Here is a 23,112-nt window from a genome sequence, read left to right on the forward strand (position 1 = left end):
GGCTGCGGACTTCATGCTTGAAACCGACACCCTGCACCGCTTCATGCTGGAAGAAGCCGGGGTGCGTGGCGAATGGGTACACCTGGACGCGGCCTGGCAGGCCCTGCTGGAACGCCACGAGTATCCGCCGGTGGTGCGCGACCTCCTGGGGCAGGCCTATGCGGCCGTGGCGCTGACGGCCGCCACGCTCAAGTTCGATGGTTCACTGATCCTGCAAATCACCGGCACTGGTCCCGTGCACATGATCGTGGCCCAGGCCGATGGCCAGGGTCGGCTGCGCGGCCTGGCGCGCTTTCGCGAGACGCCCCCCGAGGATGCGACGCTGGCCCAGTGTGCCGGCGACAACGCCCGGTTGATGCTGACGCTGGACCCGGGCGATGGCGGCGAGCGCTACCAGGGGGTGGTCGAGCTGGAGGGCGAGACCCTGGCGGATGCGATGAATGTCTACTTCGAACGTTCCGAGCAGCTGCCCACCCGGCTGTGGCTGGCGGCCAACGGTCAGTCCGCGGCCGGGATGCTCCTGCAGGCGGTACCGGGTGAGGGTGGTCATGCAGTCACGCGTGACTCCGAGGACTGGAACCGCGCGAACATCCTGGCCGACACCACCACCCCCGAGGAGATGCTGAAGCTGGATGCCGGCACGCTGCTCGGCCGGCTGTTCGCCGAGGAGCGCGTGCGCCTGTTCGACGGGACCCCGGTCCAGTTCCACTGCCCCTGCTCGCGCGAGCGGGTTGCCGAGACCCTGCGCGGCCTCGGGCAGGACGAGATCCGCGGCATCATCGAGGAGCAGGGCAAGATCGAGGTGACTTGCGAGTTCTGCAACGCGCAATACCACTTCGACCCGGTGGATGCCGAGGCCCTCTGCGCCACCCAGACAGCCCAGCCGCCAACCCCCGACACGCGCCAGTAGCCGGGTGCAAATAAACCGGACACGGAATCTTCCCGCCGAGAGACAGTCTTTGCTATAGAGATAGTAATGGCATCAGTGTTTCCCTGGCGGGGGGCTGGTCATGTATTCCCGGCATACCGAGATTCCCACCCTGGATACCCGACCCGGATGGCAGGTCGAGGCCCGCTATTACAACCAGGTGGCCCTGGCCCTGCGGCGGCTGGGCCCCGAGATCCGTCTGCCCCTGCCAATCCTCAAACACCTGGACCTGATCCTGCAGCCGGATGCCTGGGTTGTGGTCGATCGTGTGCTCAACGATATGCCGGTGGTGGCCTGGACGGCCTTCCGCGCCGCCCACCGGTACAACCTGCATCGCCCGGTGGCCTGCGAGCTGCGTCTTTACCACTCCATGGCGCCCATGGTTACCAATCGCGCCCTGAACTGTATGGCCGACCGCCTGACCGCCGCCCTGGCCCAGGAGGATCAGCGTATCCCGCGTGGCCAGGTGGTCGCCTTCCGACCCCGTTCCAGCGCCTGACTCAGCGTGCCGCTCAGGCCCGGGCCGCGCGCTGTGCGCAGACCGGGCAATCCGGGTCGCGGCGCAGACCAATCTCGCGAAACTGCATGCCGGCCGCATCCACGATCAGTAGCCGCCCGCTCAGGGTTGGGAGCCCGATCAGCAGCTTGAGCGCCTCGGTGGCCTGCAGGCTGCCGATCACCCCCGGCAGACTGGCCAGCACGCCATTGGCCGCACAGGTGTCCTCGTCCCCGCCGCCCTCGCCATACAGGCAGTGGTAGCAGGCGGCTTCCGGGTCGCGGTAGTCGAAGGTGGTGAGCTGTCCCTCGAAGCGGATCACCGCGCCGGAGACCAGCGGTGTGCCGCTGGCTACGGCCGCGCGGTTGATCGCGCCCCGACTGGCGAAGTTGTCGGTGCCGTCCAGGACCACGTCGGCCTTTGCAAACAGGGTGGCCATGGCATCCACATCCAGGCGTTCGGCGCGGGTCTCGACGTGGCAGTTCGGATTCATCGCCGCCAGGCGCCGCGCCGCGGACTCCACCTTGTCGCGACCGATATCCGCATCGGTATGCAGGATCTGCCGCTGCAGGTTGGTGACCTCGACATGATCCGGATCGACCAGCGTGAGTCGCCCGACCCCGGCGGCCGCGAGGTAGGCGGCCACCGGCGAACCCAGTCCGCCCAGGCCCATGATGACCGCATGTGCTTCCTGCAGGCGCTGCTGCCCCTCGACTCCGACGCCGGGCAGCATGATCTGGCGGCTGTAGCGCAGCAGTTCCGGGTCATCCACGGGGCGTTCTCCAGTGTGAATCGCGTCAAGGCTTAGTCACGTAGTACGGCAAAGTGTAACCGGCGTCACGCTCCTGGGGCGGCTCGGTTAGGAACCGTTCAGGAAGACCCCGTAATTTGGACCTTGGCAATTCTGCCAGTTGCGCAGTTCAAGGAGGTACACGATGAAACGCATGATGATCGCCCTGGCGCCGGCGGCGTTGCTGGCGTTTGCCCTGGCGGCCCCGGCGCATGCGGCCCAGCCGGTCTCCGGCTTTGTGCACACCGGTGCCGCGGCCTTCGACCCTGATGCTCTGCAGCATGTGCATCATCGCCCGGGCCATTATGGTGGCCCGCCGCATGCCCGCAGCCATCCCGGCTATCGTGGCTACAAGCATTCCAAGCGCTCGCATAAGCGCGGGCGTGGCCATCAGCACCGGCACTACCACAGCTACCAGCAGCACCATCATCACCACTACCACAGCCGTCCGCGGCACCGTTCGCCCAGTGGCTCGATGAACCTGCACCTGCATCTGCCGTTCTAGGCGCCTGTCCGTACCCGCATCACACGGTTGGCCCCGGCGCACGCGCCGGGGCTTTTTTATGGGCGGATGCCGATGGTGATGCGCTCGTGCCCGGCCGGGTCACGCAGACTCTGCACATCCTGATAACCGGCCTGTGCCATGCGGGCGCGAACGTCAGGGGCCTGATCGAACCCGTGCTCCAGCAGCAGCGGGGCACCCGGGAGCAGGTGGTCGGGCGCGGTATCGATGAGGGTGCACAGGTCGCCGAGCCCGCCCTCCGGCGCGGCCAGCGCCTCCCGCGGCTCGAAGCGCAGGTCGCCGCGGGTCAGATGCGGGTCATCCGGGGCGATGTAGGGCGGGTTGCTGACGATCACGTCGAAGGTGTCCCCGGACCTGAACGGGTCGAGCCACGTCCCCAGCAGGAAGGTCACGTCCAGCCCCAGGGTGTCGGCGTTCGCACGGGCCTGGCGCAGGGCGTCCGCGCTGCGGTCGGTGGCGACGGCCTCGATGGCCGGGCGTTCCGCCTTCAGCGCGAGGATGATCGCGCCGCTACCGGTGCCCAGGTCCAGCACCCGGGGATGCGCGCGGTCGCAGGCGTCAATGGCCGCGAGGGCCTGTTCCACCAGCAACTCGGTCTCCGGGCGCGGGATCAGGCAGGCGGGGGAGACCTCAAGATCGAGGGTCCAGAAGGCGCGGCGGCCGAGGATGTGGGCGATCGGTTCGCCCGCCTCGCGGCGGCGGCACAGGGCTTCGGCGCGTTCGTGCTGCGCCGCGGTGGGGGCGTCGAGCCCGCGGGCGATCAGGGCGCTGGTGTCGAGGCCGGTCGCCGCGCCGAGCAGCAGGCGGGCCTCGAGCCCCGGCTCTTCCAATCCGGCCGCCTGCAGGCGGCGGCGAAGTTCGCGCAGCAGGGCATCCAGCGTCGCGGGCGTTTCCATTACGCCTCCGCGAGAGTCGCGAGCTGTTCGGCCTGGTATTCGTGGATCAGCGGGTCGATCACCGGGTCGAGGTCGCCAGCCATCACCTGCTCCAGCTTGTACAGGGTCAGGTTGATGCGGTGGTCGGTCACTCGGCCCTGCGGGAAGTTGTAGGTGCGGATGCGCTCGGAGCGGTCGCCGCTGCCGACCAGACTCTTGCGCTCGGCGCTCTGCGCGGCGGCCTGGGCCTCGCGCTCGGCCTCGAACAGGCGCGCGGCGAGGTAGGTCATCGCCTTGGCGCGGTTCTTGTGCTGCGAGCGTTCTTCCTGGCACTCGACCACGATGCCGGTGGGCAGGTGGGTCAGGCGGATCGCGGAGTCGGTCTTGTTCACGTGCTGGCCGCCGGCCCCGGAGGCGCGGAAGGTGTCCACGCGCAGGTCGGCCGGGTTGATATCCGGCATCTCGACCTCGTCCAGCTCCGGCAGGATGGCGACGGTGGCCGCGGAGGTGTGGATGCGGCCCTGGGACTCGGTCTCCGGCACGCGCTGCACGCGGTGGGCGCCGGACTCGAACTTGAGTCGCGAGAAGGCGCCCTGGCCGGCCAGGCGCCCGATCACCTCGCGGTAGCCGCCGTGTTCGCCCTCGCTGGCGCTGAGGATCTCCAGCTTCCAGCCCTGTTGTTCGGCGTAGCGGGTATACATGCGCAGCAGGTCGCCGGCGAAGATCGCGGCCTCGTCGCCGCCGGTGCCGGCGCGGATCTCGAGGAACACGTTGGCGTTGTCGTGCGGGTCCTTCGGGATCAGGTGACGATGGAGCTCGGCCTCCAGCGCCTCGGCCTGTTCCTCCAGGGTCGCGATCTCGGCCTCGGCCATTTCGCGCAGTTCGGGGTCGTCCTCCGCGAGCATCGCGCGGGCCTCTTCCAGTGCGCCCTGGTTGTCGTGCCAGGCCTTCCAGGCCGCGGCGACCGGCTCGAGCTGGCTGTATTCCTGCGACAGGCGGCGCAGCTGGTCGGCGTCCTCGGCGGCGTCCGGCGTGGCCAGCAGCTGTGCGATCTCGGCATGGCGCTCGGCCAGGCCCTCGAGCTTGGTGCGGAACGAGGCCTTCACGAACGGGTGCCGGACTCGGGGTCGTGGCCGGGGTCGTCTTCCGGGCTGGGAAGCTGGAACAGCCGATGGGCGGCATTGAGCAGGCGCGCGTCGCCCTCGTGGGCGGCGGTGTTCAGTGACTTGCAGGGGGCGTGCATCAGCTTGTTGGTCAGGCTGTGGGCCAGCAGTTGCATGGCCTCTTCCGGCGACTTGCCGGCGCGCAGCATCGCCTCTGCCCTGGCCAGGGATTCGGCCTTGACGGTCTCGGCGCGCTGACGCAGCTGGCGGATGCTGTCCACGGAGTCACGGGCGCGCAGCCAGCGCATGAATTCGCTGGCGCGCTGGGTGATGATCTCCTCGGCCTGTGCGGCGGCGGCCTGGCGCGAGGCCATGTTCTCGTCGATCACTTCCTGGAGGTCATCCACCGTGTAGAGGTAGACGTCCTCGAGCTGGCCAACCTCGGGCTCGATGTCGCGCGGGACGGCGATGTCGACCATGAAGATCGGCTTGTGACGGCGCTTGCGCAGGGTGCGTTCCACCGCCCCCTTGCCGAGGATCGGCAGCGGGGCAGCGGTGGACGAGATGACGATGTCGGCCTCGGCCAGGCGATCCGGTAACTGGTTCAGGCTGATCGCTTCGCCATCGAAGCGCTCGGCTACGGCCTGGGCGCGCTCCTCGGTGCGGTTGGCGACGATCACTTTGCCGATCCCGTGGCCGGATAGGTGCTGCAGCGCCAGTTCGATCGTCTCTCCGGCGCCGATTACCAGCGCGGTCAGCGGCTTCAGGTCGCCAAAGATCTGGCGCGCCAGCGAGACCGCGGCAAAGGCCACTGAGACGGCGCTCTGCCCGATCGCTGTCTGGGTACGCACATCCTTGGCGGTGGCAAAGGCGTGCTGGAACAGTCGCTCCAGTGAGCGGCCCAGCGTGCCGGCGTCATGGGCATGCTGGTAGGCCGTCTTCATCTGCCCGAGGATCTGGGGCTCGCCGAGGACCAGCGAATCCAGGCCGCTCGCCACGCGCAGGGTGTGGCGCACCGCGGAGCCGTCGTGGTGCAGGTAGAGGTAGGGCCTGAGTTCGTCGCGGTCGATGCCGTGGTAGCCGCCCAGCCAGTCCAGCACGCGATGTTCCGACTGCTTGCCGCCCTCGCGGAAGTACACCTCGGTGCGGTTGCAGGTCGACAGGATCGCGGTTTCCGGCAACAGGACGCCCGAGCGCAGCGAGTGCAGGGCCTCGCCGAGCTGGCTTTCATTCACCGACAGCCGTTCGCGGATCGCGACCGGGGCGGTTTTGTGATTGATACCAAGAGTGAACAGCATGCTGACGCTATTGTGCCGCAAATACCCGGAAAAGGCCCCCAAAACATACAAGTCACCCAGGATACTTGTGCTTCCCCAAGGGCGACGCGCGTAGTGTAACGACCCGTGCCGTCCGTTACAGTGTCCAGCCGGTGTGCCGCACGGTTGCCGGTTTGGAACCGTGGCACGGGATGGGCGTCCCATTAGTGATGCAACTAAGTGATGCACTTATCCGAGTCTCCCCAGAATGCAACGGAGTAATCCGATCGGACCCGAAATGATTCGACCCCTTTTTGCGGCGCTGGCCGCGCTCGTGCTGGTGGGCTGCGCCCACATGCCTCTGGGCGCCTCGGAGGGCGAGGCCCCGGAGGTGGATCGCCCCGTGATCCTCCCGATCATGCCGGCGCAGGACCCGGAAGCGGCCCTGATGCTGGGTGTGCTGGTCGGCGAGATTGCTGTGCGCTCCGGGCAGTACGAAGAGGCCGCGCGCTACTACGGCGCCGCGGCCCTGCTCAGCGACGACCCGGCTATCGCCGAACGGGCCACCCGCATTGCGCTGTTCGCCCAGGACCGCAACCAGGCCCTGCAGTCTTCCGAGCGCTGGCGCCAGCTGGCACCGGAGAGCCTGGATGCCCTGCAGCTGTCCACGGTGCTGCGTCTGGACCTCGGGCAGCCGGACCCCGCTGCCGAGCAGATGGGCACGGTGATTGACCTGCAGACCGTGCAGGGTGGAGATCCCTACGCGGCGCTGGGGGCGGTGGTCGGTCAGACACGCAACCGCGAGGCCGCGCTGGAGGCCCTGGAGAGCCTGACGGATCAGCGTCAGGACGACGTCGGTGTCCATCGCGTATTTGCAGAGGCCGCACTGCGCTTCGCGCCCGGCGAGCCGGCGCTGGAGGCGACCGCTCGGGGTGTGGAGCGCTTCCCGGAATCCGTGTCTTTGCGTCTGTTGCGCGCCCGTGCCCTGGACGAGGTGGGGCAGTCCGACGAGGCACTGGAAGAGCTGCGCACGACGGTGGCCAGCCACCCCGAGAGCCGAGAGGCCCGTTTTGGCTATGCCCGCATGCTGGCGGAGCACGATGATCGCGAAATGGCACGCGAAGAGATGGACCGCCTGGTCGAGCAGGACCCGGAGGATGTGCAGCTGCTGCTGGCCCTGGCGCTGATGAACCTCGAGGCCGAACAGCTGGGACCGGCCCGGACCTATCTGGAGCGACTGGACGCCCTGGGCGAGCGCGAGGACGACATCGCCTACTACCTGGGGCGGCTGCACGAGATGGAAGACGACCCGGAGGGGGCGCGCCAGGCGTACGAGCGGGTCGGGGGCGGCAGCCACGCCGATGATGCCCGCCTGCGTGCGGCGCGCATGACGCTGGAGGTCGAGGGCGAGTCGGCTGCGCGCGAGCGTTTCGAACAGATGCAGCAGGGCCCGGATACGGAGCTTGCCCGACGCGCCTATCTCGGCGAGGCGAACCTGCTGCGTGAAAAGGGCGAGTACACGGCTGCGCGCGAACGCCTGAACCGGGGGCTGGTGCAGTTCCCCGGCGATACCCGGTTGCTGTATATGCGCGGCCTGGTGCACGAGCGCCAGGATGAAATCGAGGCCGCCGAGGCGGATTTCCGCGCGATCCTGGACAACGATCCGGAGAACGTCGCCGCGCTGAATGCGCTCGGCTATACCCTGGCTGATCGCACCGACCGCTATGAGGAGGCGCTGGACCTGATCGAGCGGGCCTACGCGCAGGAGCCCGACGACGCGGCGATCATCGACAGTTATGGCTGGGTCCTCTATCGCCTCGGACGGCTGGACGAGGCCGAGGATTTCCTGCGCCGCGCCTACGATCTCTCCGACGACGGGGAGATCGCGAGCAACCTCGCCGTGGTGCTCTGGGAGCGGGGCGAACGCGACGAGGCCCGCTCCATTCTGGAGGCGGCACTGGAGCGCGAGCCGGATCACGAGCGCCTGCTGCGGGTGCGTGACGAACTTCTCGAGTGATGTTGTCTGGATCCCCAGAGTCCCGTGCGCCCTCGTGGGCGGGAGTGACCCGTTGGGTGTCAGGTGTCGTCGTGGCGCTGGTGCTGATCGGTTGTACGGCCCCAATGCCTCGTACCGAAGACCCCGCTGCACGACAGGCCTTCGACGAGCGCGCCGAGGTCGTGAAGGCCTTTGATGAGTGGCGCCTGGCGGCCCGTCTGGGGCTCTCCACCGAGACGGAATACTGGTCCGCGCAGCTGAATTGGCGCGTGCAGCAGGAGCGCCATGTCCTCGACTTGTCTGGTCCCATGGGGCGTGGGGGTGGCCGTCTGACGCTGGCCCCGGATCAACCCGCGGTGCTGATCACGCGAGCCGGCGAGCAGTATCAGGCCGAGGACCCGGATGCTCTGGTCGCCTACCTGACGAACGAGTCGATACCGGTGTCCGGCATGCGCTACTGGGTGCGGGGTCTGCTCGCGCCGGGCGCCGAGTACGATCTCGAGGTGGACGAGGACGGCTTGCCCCGGCGCATCGAGCAGTCCGGCTGGGTGATCGAATTCGGCGAGTTCGATGAGGTTGACGGCATGGCGCTCCCGGTGCGCATGGACCTCGAGCGCGAGGGCGTGGAGCTGCGTGTGCGCATCGCTAACTGGCACATGGCGACGCGATGAGCGGCGATTTCGATGTGGCCTTCCCCGCGCCGGCCAAGATCAACCGATTTCTGCATATCACGGGGCGGCGCGCCGATGGTTACCATGAGCTGCAGAGCGTGTTTCAGTTCGTCGGGCTGGCGGATTCGCTGCGCTTCGAACCGCTGGAGCGGGGGCGATTCGAGATGTCGGCCGGGGCGCTCGATGGAGGTCACAACCTGTGCCTGCGGGCCGCGCGGGCGCTGGCGGAGGCCAGCGGTTCATCCTTTGGGGTGCGGGTGCATCTCGACAAGCGCATCCCGATTGGAGGTGGCCTGGGTGGGGGCAGTTCCGACGCCGCAACCACGCTGGTCGTACTGAACCGACTATTCGATCTCGGGCTGTTGGAGGATGACCTGGCCGCGATTGGATTGGGCCTGGGGGCTGATGTGCCGGTTTTTGTGCGCGGCCGGGCGGCCTGGGCCGAAGGCGTCGGGGATCGCCTGGTTCCTCTGGAGCCGGATCTGGCCTGGTTGCTGCTGGTGGACCCCGGCGTTTCGGTGGCGACAGGGCCCATGTTTGGCTCAGCGGAATTGACACGCGACTGTCCCGCCGAGACAATTTCGCCCGAAATTGATGCCGCGCGCTTTCGTAATGTGTTCGAGCCGCTGGTTCGCCGGCAGTATCCACTCGTTGCCGAGGCACTGGACTGGATGGGCGGGCAAACGGAGCGCGCGCGGCTGAGCGGCACTGGGGGCTGTATCTTCGGGATGTTCCCGAACGAGCAGGCTGCCCGCCAGGCGCAGGCCGCACAGCCCCGTCCCTGGCGGAGCTGGGTGACGCCGCTGACGAACGTGTCGCCCCTGCGGCAGTGGCTCCCGGGCAGCGCCGCCGCCGAGGGTGCCGAACAACAAGTAATTGGGCCGTAGCCAAGCGGTAAGGCAACGGGTTTTGATCCCGTCATGCGCAGGTTCGACCCGAGCGGCGCAGCCGCGAGAGCACGCCACCGCAGGTGGCGCCCGAAGGGTGGCGCGCAGCGCCATCATCCTGCCGGCCCGGATCGGCGGCAGCCGATCCGCCATCGGTTCCGGAAGCGGAACCTGGACAGGGTTGGGGCAGGCAACAACGAGTAATTGGGCCGTAGCCAAGCGGTAAGGCAACGGGTTTTGATCCCGTCATGCGCAGGTTCGAATCCTGCCGGCCCAGCCATACAACGCGGGTGGTGATGCTGGATATCGCCACCGCGCCACACACCACCGGCCCCGGCGCCACGCCGGGGTCTATTTTGGAGCCAGGTGACCCGTTCACCCGCTCCGCACCACCCAGACCGGAAAAAACCGTGGTCGACAAGAGCCGAATGATGGTCTTCGCGGGGAACGCGAACCCCCGCCTGGCACAGAGCGTTGCCGAGCACCTGGGCCTGCCGATGGGCAAGGCGATTGTGGGCCGCTTCAGCGACGGCGAGGTGCAGGTCGAGATCCTGGAGAACGTGCGCGGTCGCGACGTTTTCCTGATCCAGCCGACCGGGCAGCCGACCAACGAGAACATCATGGAGCTGGTCATCATGGTGGACGCGCTGCGGCGCGCCTCGGCCGGTCGCATTACCACCGTGATCCCGTACTTCGGCTACGCCCGCCAGGACCGCCGGGTGCGCTCGGCGCGGGTGCCGATTTCGGCCAAGGTGGTCGCGAACATGATCGAGGCGGTCGGTGCCGATCGCGTGCTGACTATCGATGTGCACGCGGATCAGGTGCAGGGTTTCTTCAACGTCCCGGTGGACAACATCTACGCCTCGCCGGTGCTGCTGGGCGATGTCTGGCGGCATGTCTCCGGCAATCTGACCGTGGTTTCGCCGGATGTTGGCGGTGTGGTGCGTGCCCGCGCGATTGCCAAGCGCCTGGATGATGCCGATCTGGCGATCATCGACAAGCGCCGTCCGCGTGCGAACGAGTCCGAGGTGATGCATATCATCGGTGATGTGCGCGACAAGTCCTGCATCATCATCGACGACCTGGTGGATACCGCCGGCACGCTGTGTCAGGCGGCCAAGGCCCTGAAGGCGCACGGTGCGGCGTCGGTGAGCGCCTACGCCACGCACCCCGTGCTTTCTGGTGCAGCAATTGATAATATTAACGGTTCGGCGCTGGACGAGCTGGTGGTGACCGACACTCTGGCCCTGCAGCCGAATGCCCAGGCCTGTGCAAAGATCCGGCAGCTGTCGGTCGCGGAGATGCTGGCCGAGACCATTCGTCGGATTAATCTCGAGGAATCGGTCAGTTCGCTGTTTGTGGACTGAAGCCTCGGGCGCAAGGCGCTACTGGCGCCACGATTTCGGGGGATTGTCCCCCAACTTCACGCCTCATCTGGTCGCGGATGAGGCGTGTTCATTTGGAGAAAGCAACGATGAGCATGAGTTTTACCATTGAAGCCGAGAAGCGGGACGAGCAGGGATCGAGTGCGAGCCGCCGCCTGCGTCGCGCCGGCAAGCTGCCCGCCATCCTGTACGGTGGCGAGAATGACGCGCAGCCGATCACCCTCGACCACAACGCGATGGTGCACAACCTGAAGCATGATGCGTTCTACTCGCACATCCTGACGGTCAAGCTGGATGGCAAGAGCGAGAAGGCGATTCTGCGCGACGTGCAGCGTCATCCGTTCAAGCCGACCATCTACCACGTGGATCTGCTGCGTGTGTCGGCGAACCAGCCGATCCGTGTGCACGTGCCGCTGCACTTCCACAATGAGGAAGAATGCAAGGGCGTGAAGCTGGGTGGTGGCATGGTCAGCCGCATGCTGAACGACATCGAAGTCGAGTGCCTGCCGGGCGACCTGCCCGAGTCCATCGACATCGATGTGGCCGAGATGGACGTCGGTGACACCATCCACATCTCCGAGCTGACCCTGCCGAAGGGTGTGGAGAGCGTGGCCCTGATGCACGGCGAGGACTACGACTACGCCGTGGTCAGTGTCCTGCTCCCGCGCGCCGCGAAGGCCGAAGAGGAAGAGGGCGAGGAAGCCGAAGCCGCCGAGGCCGAAGGTGCCGAGGCCGAGGGTGGCGAAGAGGCGGCCTCCGGCGACGAAGGCGAGTCCGAGGACAAGGAATAAGCCTCACGGCCATTCCTGAGCCCTTCTGACCCATGGCTATTCGCCTGATCGTCGGGCTGGGCAATCCGGGCCCGCGTTATGCCGAGACCCGGCATAACGCGGGCTTCTGGTTTGTGGATGCCCTGGCCCGTCGTCACGCCACCGAGTTCCGCAGCGAGAGCCGCTTCGATGGCGAGGCGGCGCGGCTGACCCTGCCCGAGGGCGACTGCTGGCTGCTCAAACCCATGAGCTTCATGAACAAGAGCGGCCTCCCGGTGCGCAAGTGCTCGGATTTCTATCGCATTGCCCCGGAAGAGATTCTCGTGGTGCATGACGAGCTCGACCTGGACCCCGGTGTCGCGCGCCTGAAGATGGGCGGCGGGCACGGCGGCCACAATGGTCTGCGCGACCTGCATCGCCATATGGGCGGGCCGAACTATGCCCGGCTGCGGCTGGGTATCGGTCACCCCGGGCACCGCGACGACGTCGTCCCGTTCGTGCTGGACCGGCCTGGCCGGGACGATGCGCGTGCGATCGAGGATGCCATCGATGCCGCGCTGGATCAGGTGCCGGCGCTGATTGCCGGCCGCTGGGACGAGGCCGTACGTAATCTGCATGGCGGCGGGTCGAAGGCGGCCCGCGCAACATCCGAGGAAACCCCATGAGTCTGAAGTGCGGGATCGTCGGCCTGCCGAACGTCGGCAAGTCGACCCTGTTCAATGCCCTGACCCGCGCGGAGATCGCCGCGGAGAACTACCCGTTCTGCACCATCGACCCGAACGTGGGTGTGGTGGAGGTGCCGGATCCGCGCCTGGCGCGGCTCACCGAGATCGTGAAGCCCGAGCGTACGCTGGCCACCACGGTGGAGTTCGTTGATATCGCGGGTCTGGTGGCCGGTGCCGCGCAGGGCGAGGGGCTGGGCAACAAGTTCCTGGCCCATATCCGCGAGACGGATGCGATCGCCCAGGTGGTGCGCTGTTTCGAGGACGACGACATCGTGCACGTGGCCGGCAAGGTTGATCCACTGGCCGATATCGAGACGATCAGCACCGAACTGATGCTGGCGGACCTCGAGACCGCCAGCAAGGCGCTGACCCGACTGGCGCGAGCGGCGAAGTCGCAGGACAAGACGGCCATCGCGCAGCTGAAGGCGGCCGAAAAAGTCGCGGCCGGCCTGGATCAGGGGATTCCGGCGCGGGCCCAGGACCTGGACGAGGACGAGCGGCGCCTGCTCTATGACCTGCATCTGCTGACGATCAAGCCGCTGATGTATATCGCCAACGTCGACGAGGCCTCGCTGGCCGGCGGCAACGCGATGGTCGAGGCGGTGCAGGCCAGGGCGGCCGAGGAGGGCGCCGAGGTGGTCAGCGTCTGTGCGGCCATCGAGGCCGAGATCGCCGTGCTGGATCCGGAGGAGCGGGCCGAATTCCTGGCCGATCTCGGGCTCGAGGAGCCGGGGCTGGATCGGGTGATCCGTACCGCCTACCGGCTTCTGGACCTGCAGACCTTCTTTACCGCCGGCGAGAAAGAAGTGCGAGCCTGGACCGTGCGTCGGGGTTCCACTGCGCCGCAGGCCGCGGGTGCGATCCACACCGATTTCGAGCGCGGTTTCATCCGTGCCGAAGTGGTGGGGTATGACGACTTCGTCGCGAACAATGGCGAGCAGGGTGCGAAGGACGCCGGGAAATGGCGCCTGGAAGGCAAGGAATACCTAATGCACGAAGGCGACGTGGTACATTTCCGCTTCAATGTCTGAGCGTTACACTGCGAATTGATTATCGGGTGTGGTGCCGCTGGTGCCTCGCCCTGTTTTGCACCGAATCTTTGGGAGTACTTCGATGGACGTAATGGACCGCATCCGCCAGCAGGTGGAAGACAATCCGGTGGTGATCTTCATGAAGGGCACCCCGCAGTTCCCGATGTGTGGCTTCTCCAGCCGCGCGGTCGAGGCGCTCAAGCGCTGCGAGCAGGAGTTCGCCTACGTAAACGTGATCGCTGACCAGGAGGTCATGCAGAACCTGCCGCGCTTCGCCGACTGGCCGACCTTCCCGCAGGTCTATGTGGATGGCGAGCTGATCGGTGGCTGCGACATCACCCTTGAGATGTTCGAAAGCGGTGAGCTGAAGAAGGCGGTCGAAGAGGCCCACGCCAAGCGCGCGGCGAGTTAGAACTCCTGGTGCGTCAGCCCGAAGGGCTGTCGCACACCCCGAAACCGTCATCGCGAGGCCCCGCCAGGGGCCGTGGCGATCTCCTGACGTAGCCCCCGGGCCCTGCCGCCGCCGAAATGTCGGGCGATTGCTTCACCCCCTGCGGGGTTCGCAATGACGGGGTTGCGGTTGTGTCATCGCGAGCCCCGCAGGGGCATGGCGATCTGTGGGTGTTACCCCGGGTCGGGGTCAGCTCCCCGGCGGCAGCTCTTCCGGGTCGGGCAGGCGCAGGGCGTTCTGCGGGACCCCGACCCCGTCCTGCCAGCGGTTCGCGATCTGGCAGAAAATATCCGCTGTCTTTTCCGCATCAAATGCCGCGCTGTGAGCGGCTTCCGTATCCCATCCCAGCCCCGCGGCATCGGCCGCCCGTGCCAGCACCGTCTGGCCGAACGCCAGTGCGGCCAGGGACACGGTATCCAGGCTGGAAAACGGGTGGAACGGGTTGCGCTTGATCCCGCAGCGCTCGGCGGCGGTATGCACGAAGCCGAGATCAAAGTGTGCGTTGTGCCCGACCAGGATCGCCCGCTTGCAGTGGTTGATCTTCACCTCCCGTCGGACCTCGCTGAACAGCCGGCCCATGGCCTGATCTTCGGGGTAGGCCGCGCGCAGCGGGTGGTAGGGGTCGATCCCGTTCACCTCCAGCGACTTTGGATCCATCTCCGACCCCTCATAGGGGCGCACGTGCAGGCTCACGGTGCGGTCGCGCACCAGATGGTCGTTTTCGTCGCGGCGCAGGAACACGGCCGCGACCTGCAAAAGGGCATGTCGCCGACAATCGAAGCCTCCCGTCTCGACATCTACCACAACGGGCAGGAAGCCGCGAAATCGGTTTGCCATGGGGCGGTGTTGCGGGTCCAGCTGGACGGGTTCGGCCATCGGTGTGCTCGGTCCTGAATGGGGTCGGCGGGCGGTATTCGCGGGTGTTGGCGGCGAGAGCGTGGGCTTTCGTGATGTTTGCGGCTTTTCCCGCAGATTTTCCCGAAGATCGGCGCCATAGGCGGCTTTCGCTTGACCTGTTGGCGGCTCAGTCGGGATACTTGCGCCTTTTATGCCCGCCCAACACCGGCGCATGGTAGCAAATGCCCGCCCGCCCGGTGGCCTGGAGCCGTGATGGCATCCTGATTCCCAACCCGTTTTCAGGGGTAGACGCATGGACCCGAACGCGACCGAACACGATATCGACCCGCAGGAGACCCAGGAGTGGATTGACGCCCTGGCCTCCGTGCTGGAGACCGACGGCCCCGAACGGGCGCACGCCCTGCTGGAGCGCCTGGTCGACAAGGCGCGCCGCAGCGGGGCCTATCTCCCGTATTCGGCCAACACGGCCTACGTGAACACCATCCCCACGCACCTGGAGCCGGAGTATCCGGGCGACGGTGCGGTGGAGCACCGCATCCGCTCCTATATCCGCTGGAATGCGATGGCGATGGTGGTCAAGGCCAACCGCGTATCGGCCGAGCTGGGCGGGCATATCGCGACCTTCGCATCTGCCGCTACGCTCTATGATGTCGGCTTTAATCACTTCTGGCACGCCCCGTCGCACGATCATGGCGGCGACCTGCTGTTTGCCCAGGGGCACTCCTCGCCGGGGATCTATGCCCGCGCGTTCATGGAAGGCCGCCTGACCGAGGAGCAGCTGGACCACTTCCGCCGCGAGGTGGACGGCAAGGGCCTGTCCTCCTACCCGCATCCCTGGCTGATGCCGGACTTCTGGCAGTTCCCGACCGTGTCCATGGGTCTGGGCCCGATCATGAGCATCTACCAGGCGCGTTTCATGCGCTATCTGCAGGATCGCGGCCTGGCGCAGACCGAGAACCGCCGCGTCTGGAGCTTTGTCGGTGACGGCGAGGTGGACGAGCCGGAGACCCTGGGGGCAATCACGCTGGCCTCGCGCGAGAAGCTGGACAACCTGACCTGGGTGGTGAACTGCAACCTGCAGCGCCTGGACGGCCCGGTCCGCGGCAACGGCAAGATCGTCCAGGAGCTGGAGGCGATCTTCCGCGGCGCCGGGTGGAACGTGGTCAAGGTGCTGTGGGGCCGCTACTGGGACCCGCTGCTGGCGAAGGACACTGACGGCCTGCTGCAGAAACGCATGATGGAGGCGGTCGACGGCGACTACCAGAACTACAAGTCGCGCGATGGCGCCTACGTCCGCGAGCACTTCTTCGGCAAGTACCCCGAGCTCAAGCGCATGGTGGCCAATATGTCCGACGAGGACATCTGGCGCCTGAATCGCGGTGGCCATGACCCGGTCAAGGTCTATGCAGCCTACAAGGAGGCCGCGGAGCACAAGGGGCAGCCGACCGTGATCCTCGCGCACACCGTGAAGGGCTACGGCATGGGGTCGGCGGGCGAGGCCCAGAACCGTACCCACAGCCAGAAGAAGATGGACGCGGACGACATGAAGCAGTTCCGCGACCGCTTCAACATCCCGCTGTCCGACGAGCAGGTGGAGAAGGCCGAGTACATCAAGCCGGACCCCGACTCCGAAGAAATGAAGTACATGCACGAGCGGCGCAAGGACCTGGGCGGCTATTTGCCGGTGCGCCGCCCGCTGGCCACCCCGCTGGAGATCCCGGGGCTGGACGCCTTCAACGGCCTGCTGGAGGCCTCCGGCGAGCGCGAGATGTCCACCACCATGGCCTTCGTGCGTCTGCTGACCCTGCTTGCCCGCGACAAGAAGATCGGCAAGAACATCGTCCCGATCGTGCCCGACGAGGCGCGTACCTTCGGCATGGAAGGGCTGTTCCGCCAGCTGGGAATCTACTCCTCGGTCGGTCAGCTCTACGAGCCGCAGGACAAGGACCAGGTGATGTATTACAAGGAGGACAAGAAGGGCCAGATTCTCGAAGAGGGGATCAACGAGGCCGGTTCCATGTCCTCCTGGATCGCGGCGGCCACCTCCTACTCCACCCATGGCGTGGCGATGGTGCCGTTCTACATCTTCTATTCGATGTTCGGCTTCCAGCGCATTGGCGACCTGATCTGGGCCGCTGGCGACATGCGTGCCCGTGGCTTCCTGATGGGGGCGACCGCCGGGCGTACCACCCTGGCCGGTGAGGGCCTGCAGCACGACGACGGCCACAGTCTGATGATGGCCGCCAACGTGCCCAACTGCATCGCCTACGACCCGACCTTCGCCTTTGAGCTGGCGGTGATCGTGCAGGACGGCATGCGCCGTATGTACGCGGAGCAGGAGAGCGTCTTCTACTACATCACCGTAATGAACGAGAACTACCCGCAGCCGGCCATGCCGAAGGGCGCCGAGGAAGGCATCCGCCGCGGCCTGTACCGGCTGCAGGCGGGTGGGCGCAAGAAAAAGAAGGTGCGCCTGCTGGGTTCCGGCACCATCCTGCGCGAGGCCATTGCCGCCGCCGAACTGCTGGATAAGGACTTCGGCGTCGCCGCCGAGGTCTGGAGCGCGACCAGCTTCAACGAGCTGGCCCGCGACGGCCGCGATGTCGAGCGCCATGCGCGGCTGCATCCGGAGGCCAAGCCGCGCAAGTCCTGGGTGGAGGAATGTCTGGGTGGCTCGGAGGATCCGGTAATCGCCGCGACCGACTACGTGCAGGCCTATGCCGACCAGATCCGTGCCTTCGTGCCGGCCGAATACCGCGTGCTGGGGACCGACGGCTTCGGTCGCTCGGATACCCGTGCCGCGCTGCGACGCCACTTCGAGGTGGATCGTTACCACATCGCGGTCACGGCCCTGAAGGCCTTGGCCGATAACGGGACCGTCGAGGTCAAGACCGTCTCCGACGCGATCAAGAAGTACAAGATCGACGTCGAACGGCCCAACCCCTTGCAGGCCTGAGGCCGCCGGACCCGAGGCAGGAGCAGACATGAGCAACACGACTACTGTGCACGTCCCGGATATCGGCGACTTCAAGGACGTCGAGATCATCGAGGTCATCGTCAGCCCCGGCGACACCGTGGCCCCCGAGGATCCGCTGATCACGCTGGAGTCCGACAAGGCCTCCATCGAGATCCCGGCCCCGCAGGGCGGCACCGTGAAGGCGCTGAAGGTGAAGGCCGGCGACCGCGTCAACCAGGGCGACCCGATCCTGGAGCTGGAGCCCTCCGACAAGGGCGCGGCCGAGGACACCTCAGCCAACGACGAGGCGCCGAAGCAGGAAGCGCCGTCTCCCTCGGGTGGGCAGGCCGAGTCGGCCCCCGAGGCCGAGCAGCCGAAGCCGTCCGAGGCGCCGAAAGCGGCCGGTCGGGCCGATCCGCGGCCGTCGCCGACCGAGCACATCCGCGACGAATCGGCCTTCCGCAAGGCCCACGCCTCGCCGGTGGTGCGCAAGTTCGCGCGCGAACTGGGCGTGGACCTGAGCAAGGTCGAGGGTTCCGGGCGCAAGGGGCGCATCCTGCGCGAGGACGTGCAGGGCTTCGTCAAGCGCGCGCTGAGTCAGGGCGCCGGCGGCGGCCTGGGGGTCGAGCCGATGCCGGAGATCGACTTCTCCGAGTTCGGTCCGATCGAGACCCAGCCGCTGTCGAAGATCAACAAGCTCACCGGCAAGAACCTGCATCGCAACTGGGTCACTGTCCCGCACGTGACCCAGTTCGACGAGGCCGACATCACCGAGCTCGAGGACTTCCGAAAGTCGCTGAAGGCCGAGTACGAGAAGAAGGGCGTGAAGGTTACCTTCCTGCCGTTCCTGATGAAGGCGGTGGTCTCCGCGCTCAAGCAGTACCCGCGCTTCAATGCCTCGCTGGATGCGACCGGCGAGAACCTGATCCTGAAGCAGTACTACAACCTCGGTATCGCGGTCGATACGCCGGACGGCCTGGTCGTCCCGGTGGTGCGCGACGTCGATCGCAAGAGCCTGGTCGACATCGCCTCCGAGCTGATGGACCTGTCCCAGCGCGCTCGCGACAAGAAGCTCAAGCCCGCGGACATGCAGGGCGGCTGCCTGACCATCTCCAGCCTCGGCGGGATCGGCGGGACGCAGTTCACGCCGATCGTGAATGCCCCCGAGGTGGCGATCCTGGGCGTGTCGCGCTCCAGCATGAAGCCGGTCTGGAACGGCAAGGAGTTCGAGCCGCGCCTGATCCTGCCGCTGGCGCTGTCCTACGATCACCGGGTGATCGATGGCGCGCTGGGCGCCCGTTTTGCCACCACGCTGAGCGCATTGCTGTCCGACATGCGCCGCATGCTGCTGTAACGACCGGAGCTTTGTCATGAGCCAGACCAAGACCATCGAGGTCCCGGATATCGGGGATTTCAAGGACGTCGAGATCATCGAGGTCCTGGTACAGCCGGGCAGCGAGATCGCACCGGAGGACCCGCTGATCACGCTGGAGTCCGACAAGGCGACCATCGACGTGCCCGCCCCAGAGGCCGGCACCGTGAAGAAGCTGCATGTGAAGGTCGGGGACAAGGTCTCCCAGGGCAGCAAGCTCCTCGATCTCGAGGCCAGTGGCGAGGCTGCGGGCGGAAGCGATGACGCCCCCGCATCCGGTGGCGAGAAGACCGAATCCGCCAAGGTGGAATCGGGCGCCGCGAGTGAGCCGCAGAAGGCGGCACCCAAGGCGGCCGCCGACCTGAATACCGACAGCCAGTGCCAGGTCCTGGTGCTGGGCTCCGGCCCCGGCGGCTATACCGCCGCCTTCCGCGCCGCGGACCTGGGGCTCGACGTGGTGATGGTCGAGCGCTACCCGCAGATCGGCGGGGTCTGCCTGAACGTCGGCTGTATCCCGTCCAAGGCGCTGCTGCACGCCGGCGAGGTGCTGCACGAGGCTGAGCGCTTTGCCGCGCTGGGCATCAAGTTCGGCGAGCCGGAGATCGATCTCGACGGCCTGCGGGGCTACAAGGACAAGACGGTCAAGAAGCTGACCGGCGGGCTCAAGCAGCTGTGCAAGCAGCGCAAGGTGCGCGTGGTGCAGGGTGTGGGCGAGTTTGTCGGCGCCAACAGCATCGCGGTCGAGGGCGACGGCGGCCGCGAGGTGATTGGCTTCGAGCACGCGATCATCGCGGTCGGTTCGCAGGCGATCAAGCTGCCCGGTTTCCCCTGGGACGACGAACGGGTGATGGACTCCACCGGCGCCCTCGATCTGGCCGACATCCCCGAGCGCATGCTGGTGGTCGGCGGCGGCATCATCGGCCTGGAGATGGCCTGCGTGTACGAGTCGCTGGGCGCGAAGGTCACGGTGGTCGAGCTGTCCGATACCCTGATGCCGGGCGCGGACCGCGACATCGTGCGCCCGTTCGAGAAGCGTGCGAAGAAGCGCTTCGAGAATATTTTCCTCAAGAGCAAGGTGTCCGGGGCCAAGGCCACCAAGGCCGGGATCGTCTGCCAGTTCGAGGGCGAGGCCAAGGGCCTGCCGGAAGAAGACACCTTTGACCGTGTGCTGGTCGCCGTGGGGCGCAGCCCGAACGGGGCGAAGATCAAGGCCGAGGCGGCGGGCGTGCAGGTGACCGAGCGCGGCTTTATCGAGGTCGACAGCCAGCAGCGCACCAACGTCGAGCACATCTTCGCCATCGGCGACGTCGTCGGTCAGCCGATGCTGGCGCACAAGGCCACCCACGAGGGCAAGGTCGCGGCCGAGGTGATCGCCGGGCACAAGGTGCACTTCGACGCCCGCGCGATCCCGTCGGTGGCCTACACCCATCCGGAGGTCGCCTGGATGGGCGTGACCGAGGAGCAGGCCAAGGCCGACGGCATCGAGTACACCAAGGGCGTGTTCCCCTGGGCCGCCTCCGGCCGCGCAATTGCGCTGGGTGCCGAGGACGGCATGACCAAGCTGCTGTTCGACGCCGATGGCCGGGTGATCGGTGCGGGCCTGGTGGGCCCGTCCGCCGGCGACCTGATCGGCGAGGCGATGCTGGCGCTGGAGATGGGGGCGGAGATGGAAGACATTGGTCTGACCGTGCATCCGCACCCGACCCTGAGCGAGACGGTGGCCTTCGCCGCCGAGGTCGCGCACGGTTCGATCACCGATATCCTGCCGCCCAAGAGTCGCTAGTTTCGTGTCCGTGCTGCGCCGTCTTGCTCTCCTGGTTTTCGGGGGACTGTGGCTGGCGCACGGGGTGGCTCAGGCGGGGGTCGTGCCTCACCGTGAATCGCTGGAGCGCAGCGACTGGCAGGTGATCGAACTGGACGATGCCTGCCGCATCGAGCAGGGCGTTCGCCACGGCGGTACGCTGCGCTTCGAGACCCGGCCAGGCCTGGCGCTTCGCGCCTTCTGGCTTGCCCCCTACGCAATGCCCGAGGGCGCCACCGCGCGATTGCGCACCGGGGCCCCGGAGTGGCTTGGGGCGAGTCCGAAGTCGCCCCTGGATCTCGAGTTGCGGGCCGAACGACCCGATCGTTTCCGGGTTCCGGACGCGCATGTTCAGGCGCTCCAGGCCCGCCTTCTGGTGGGGCATGACGTGCGGATCGATTTCCCCGGTGCCGAGGACGCGGTGCATTTTCGCGGCATTCGTTTTGCCCAGCGTGCCGGGGCCTTCGAGGCCTGCTACACCGGGGCCGAGGGCCCGGATGTCGGGGCGCTGGATCGCTGGTCGGTGTACTTCGCAACCGGCAGCCGCGAACTGGATTCCAGGGGGCGCGAGACCGTCGCCCGTGCGGCCGAGACCCTGCGCACCGTAGAACGCCCGCGCGTGCGCCTGGTCGGCCTGACCGACGCCGAAGGCCCGCGCGAGGTTAACGAGCGTCTGAGTCGCCAGCGCGCAGAGGCGGTGCGCGCGGCGCTGGTGGAGGCGGGTGTGCCGGGCGATGGATTGACGGTCGAGGCCGGTGGTGTCGACCCGGACGCGGACGGCGAGCGCGAGGGTTCGCGCCGGGTGGATATCTGGTGGCTGGGTGGCGCGGACGCCGCAGCCAGACCGTCTTCCGTTGCGGAAACCGCTGTTGACGCCGGCCGCGAGCTGCCCCCGGCCGAGCCGCGGGCGGCGCCGGAGTCTCCCCGGGGCGCCCCGGCCTCCGCGGGCTGGTAGTGAAGCCCGTCACAAAAACGACTATAACTCTCAAGAAGAAAGAAGGATTGGTATTCCCATGAGTTCGAAGATTTCCCGTGTCGTGCTGGCCTATTCCGGTGGCCTGGATACCTCCGTGATCCTCAAGTGGCTGGAGGATCAGTACGGCTGCGAGGTGATCACCTTCACCGCCGATCTGGGCCAGGGCGAGGAGGTCGAGCCGGCCCGCGCCAAGGCCGAGGCCCTGGGGGTCAAGCAGATCTACATCGAGGATCTGCGCGAGACCTTCGTGCGGGACTACGTGTTCCCGATGTTCCGCGCGAACACGATCTACGAGGGCGAGTACCTGCTGGGCACCTCGATTGCGCGGCCGCTGATCGCGCGCCGGATGGTGGAGATCGCCGAGGAGACCGGCGCCGACGCCATCGCCCATGGCGCGACCGGCAAGGGCAACGACCAGGTCCGCTTCGAGCTCGGGGCCTATGCGCTGAAGCCGGGCATCCAGGTGATCGCCCCCTGGCGCGAGTGGGACCTGAACTCGCGCGAACGCCTGATGGCCTACGCCGAGCAGCACAACATCCCGGTGGACTACGCCAAGAAGGGCACGAAGTCGCCGTACTCCATGGATGCCAACCTGCTGCACATCTCCTACGAGGGCGGCCCGCTGGAAGACCCGTGGACCGAGGCCGAGGAAGACATGTGGCGCTGGTCGGTCTCCCCGGAGGCGGCACCGGACGAATCCGAGACGCTGACCATCGGTTTCGAGAAGGGCGACCCGGTCTCGATCAATGGCGAGCGTATGAGCGCGGCCGAGCTGCTCGCGAAGCTCAACGAACGCGGCGGGGCCCACGGCGTCGGCCGTCTCGATATCGTCGAGAACCGCTATGTCGGCATGAAGTCGCGCGGCTGCTACGAGACCCCGGGCGGCACCATCCTGCTCAAGGCGCGCCGGGCGCTGGAGTCGATCACCCTGGATCGCGAGGCCGCGCACCTGAAGGACGAGCTGATGCCGCGCTACGCCAGCCTGATCTACAACGGATACTGGTGGAGTCCGGAGCGGCGCATGCTGCAGGCCGCGATCGATGACACCCAGGGTGTGGTCAACGGCGAGGTGCGCCTGCGTCTGTACAAGGGCAACGTGATCGTCGCCGGCCGCCGCTCCGAGGACACCCTGTTCGACGACGCGATTGCTACCTTCGAGGACGATGCCGGCGCCTATGACCAGAAGGACGCCGAGGGTTTCATTCGCCTGAACGCACTGCGCCTGCGCATCGCCGCCAGCCGCAATCGGAAGCCCACATGAG

Annotated in this window: 21 protein-coding genes and 1 tRNA gene; 17 read left to right on the forward strand and 5 right to left on the reverse strand. The window is 67.0% G+C overall.

All coding sequences use genetic code 11. The features are described 5' to 3' along the window. Positions 1 to 13: 13 nt before the first annotated feature. Positions 14 to 910 carry an Hsp33 family molecular chaperone HslO gene (hslO, locus tag F467_RS0103925; protein WP_018137954.1) on the forward strand — a complete coding sequence of 299 codons (897 nt, stop codon included), beginning with the start codon at positions 14 to 16 and terminating at the stop codon, positions 908 to 910. 100 nt (positions 911 to 1,010) lie between these two features. Beyond that, positions 1,011 to 1,427, forward strand: coding sequence for a hypothetical protein (locus F467_RS0103930; RefSeq protein ID WP_018137953.1), 417 nt, complete (start codon positions 1,011 to 1,013; stop codon positions 1,425 to 1,427). A 13-nt stretch (positions 1,428 to 1,440) separates the two neighbouring features. Here F467_RS0103930 and F467_RS0103935 read toward each other — a convergent pair whose 3' ends face one another. Next, complete coding sequence (locus F467_RS0103935; RefSeq protein WP_018137952.1) at positions 1,441 to 2,196, reverse strand: molybdopterin-synthase adenylyltransferase MoeB; 756 nt, start codon at positions 2,194 to 2,196, stop codon at positions 1,441 to 1,443. Between the two features lie 163 nt (positions 2,197 to 2,359). Here F467_RS0103935 and F467_RS0103940 point away from each other — a divergent pair, with 163 nt between their 5' ends. Then, positions 2,360 to 2,719, forward strand: a complete 360-nt coding sequence (locus F467_RS0103940) for a hypothetical protein (protein WP_026182178.1) — start codon at positions 2,360 to 2,362, stop codon at positions 2,717 to 2,719. Positions 2,720 to 2,775: 56 nt separating this feature from the next. Here F467_RS0103940 and prmC read toward each other — a convergent pair whose 3' ends face one another. From prmC to hemA, 3 genes are read right to left on the reverse strand one after another with little or no spacing between them, the layout of a single operon-like run. Beyond that, entirely contained in the window at positions 2,776 to 3,633 is an 858-nt protein-coding gene (gene prmC, locus F467_RS0103945) for a peptide chain release factor N(5)-glutamine methyltransferase (RefSeq protein ID WP_018137951.1), read from the reverse strand. Continuing rightward, a complete protein-coding gene (gene prfA / locus F467_RS0103950; RefSeq protein ID WP_018137950.1) occupies positions 3,633 to 4,718 on the reverse strand; it encodes a peptide chain release factor 1 in 1,086 nt (361 codons plus the stop codon). The genes prmC and prfA overlap by 1 nt, the downstream gene beginning before the upstream one ends. After that, a complete protein-coding gene (gene hemA / locus F467_RS0103955) occupies positions 4,715 to 6,013 on the reverse strand; it encodes a glutamyl-tRNA reductase (protein ID WP_018137949.1) in 1,299 nt (432 codons plus the stop codon). Before hemA ends, prfA begins: the two co-directional genes overlap by 4 nt. Positions 6,014 to 6,269: 256 nt before the next feature. On the opposite strand from hemA, the gene F467_RS0103960 reads away from it, so the two are divergent. From F467_RS0103960 to grxD, 9 genes are all read left to right on the forward strand, one after another. Further along, positions 6,270 to 7,988 (forward strand): tetratricopeptide repeat protein, encoded by a 1,719-nt coding sequence (locus tag F467_RS0103960; RefSeq protein ID WP_018137948.1) that lies wholly within the window; start codon positions 6,270 to 6,272, stop codon positions 7,986 to 7,988. A 44-nt stretch (positions 7,989 to 8,032) separates the two neighbouring features. Further along, positions 8,033 to 8,638 (forward strand): lipoprotein insertase outer membrane protein LolB, encoded by a 606-nt coding sequence (gene lolB, locus F467_RS0103965; protein WP_038049499.1) that lies wholly within the window; start codon positions 8,033 to 8,035, stop codon positions 8,636 to 8,638. Continuing rightward, positions 8,635 to 9,525: a 4-(cytidine 5'-diphospho)-2-C-methyl-D-erythritol kinase gene (gene ispE / locus F467_RS0103970; protein ID WP_018137946.1), complete on the forward strand. Its 891-nt coding sequence runs from the start codon at positions 8,635 to 8,637 to the stop codon at positions 9,523 to 9,525. The genes lolB and ispE overlap by 4 nt, the downstream gene beginning before the upstream one ends. 205 nt (positions 9,526 to 9,730) lie before the next feature. After that, positions 9,731 to 9,805 (forward strand) — tRNA-Gln (locus F467_RS0103975). Positions 9,806 to 9,935: 130 nt separating this feature from the next. Then, positions 9,936 to 10,892 (forward strand): ribose-phosphate diphosphokinase, encoded by a 957-nt coding sequence (locus F467_RS0103980; RefSeq protein WP_026182170.1) that lies wholly within the window; start codon positions 9,936 to 9,938, stop codon positions 10,890 to 10,892. A gap of 107 nt (positions 10,893 to 10,999) precedes the next feature. Further along, positions 11,000 to 11,701 carry a 50S ribosomal protein L25/general stress protein Ctc gene (locus tag F467_RS0103985; protein ID WP_018137630.1) on the forward strand — a complete coding sequence of 234 codons (702 nt, stop codon included), beginning with the start codon at positions 11,000 to 11,002 and terminating at the stop codon, positions 11,699 to 11,701. A gap of 32 nt (positions 11,702 to 11,733) precedes the next feature. After that, positions 11,734 to 12,345 carry an aminoacyl-tRNA hydrolase gene (pth, locus tag F467_RS0103990; RefSeq protein WP_018137629.1) on the forward strand — a complete coding sequence of 204 codons (612 nt, stop codon included), beginning with the start codon at positions 11,734 to 11,736 and terminating at the stop codon, positions 12,343 to 12,345. After that, entirely contained in the window at positions 12,342 to 13,436 is a 1,095-nt protein-coding gene (gene ychF, locus F467_RS0103995; RefSeq protein ID WP_018137628.1) for a redox-regulated ATPase YchF, read from the forward strand. Before pth ends, ychF begins: the two co-directional genes overlap by 4 nt. An 82-nt stretch (positions 13,437 to 13,518) precedes the next feature. Further along, the gene (gene grxD, locus F467_RS0104000) at positions 13,519 to 13,848 is read left to right on the forward strand and encodes a Grx4 family monothiol glutaredoxin (protein ID WP_018875229.1); all 330 of its coding nucleotides are present in this window, start codon (positions 13,519 to 13,521) and stop codon (positions 13,846 to 13,848) included. Between the two features lie 228 nt (positions 13,849 to 14,076). On the opposite strand, the gene rnt is transcribed toward grxD, so the two are convergent. After that, positions 14,077 to 14,763 (reverse strand): ribonuclease T, encoded by a 687-nt coding sequence (rnt, locus tag F467_RS0104005; RefSeq protein ID WP_018137626.1) that lies wholly within the window; start codon positions 14,761 to 14,763, stop codon positions 14,077 to 14,079. Between the two features lie 274 nt (positions 14,764 to 15,037). Between rnt and aceE the strand changes: the two genes are divergently transcribed. From aceE to F467_RS0104030, 5 genes are read left to right on the forward strand one after another with little or no spacing between them, the layout of a single operon-like run. Next, complete coding sequence (gene aceE, locus F467_RS0104010) at positions 15,038 to 17,701, forward strand: pyruvate dehydrogenase (acetyl-transferring), homodimeric type (protein WP_018137625.1); 2,664 nt, start codon at positions 15,038 to 15,040, stop codon at positions 17,699 to 17,701. Further along, the gene (aceF, locus tag F467_RS0104015; protein WP_081601186.1) at positions 17,613 to 19,055 is read left to right on the forward strand and encodes a dihydrolipoyllysine-residue acetyltransferase; all 1,443 of its coding nucleotides are present in this window, start codon (positions 17,613 to 17,615) and stop codon (positions 19,053 to 19,055) included. Before aceE ends, aceF begins: the two co-directional genes overlap by 89 nt. Positions 19,056 to 19,071: 16 nt before the next feature. After that, positions 19,072 to 20,856 carry a dihydrolipoyl dehydrogenase gene (gene lpdA, locus F467_RS0104020; protein ID WP_018137623.1) on the forward strand — a complete coding sequence of 595 codons (1,785 nt, stop codon included), beginning with the start codon at positions 19,072 to 19,074 and terminating at the stop codon, positions 20,854 to 20,856. A 4-nt stretch (positions 20,857 to 20,860) separates the two neighbouring features. Further along, positions 20,861 to 21,829, forward strand: a complete 969-nt coding sequence (locus tag F467_RS0104025) for an OmpA family protein (RefSeq protein WP_018137622.1) — start codon at positions 20,861 to 20,863, stop codon at positions 21,827 to 21,829. 58 nt (positions 21,830 to 21,887) lie between these two features. Then, the gene (locus F467_RS0104030; protein ID WP_018137621.1) at positions 21,888 to 23,111 is read left to right on the forward strand and encodes an argininosuccinate synthase; all 1,224 of its coding nucleotides are present in this window, start codon (positions 21,888 to 21,890) and stop codon (positions 23,109 to 23,111) included. Position 23,112 lies beyond the last annotated feature (1 nt).

The organism is Thioalkalivibrio sp. ALJ12, from assembly GCF_000378305.1.
In the GTDB taxonomy this organism is placed as follows: domain Bacteria; phylum Pseudomonadota; class Gammaproteobacteria; order Ectothiorhodospirales; family Ectothiorhodospiraceae; genus Thioalkalivibrio.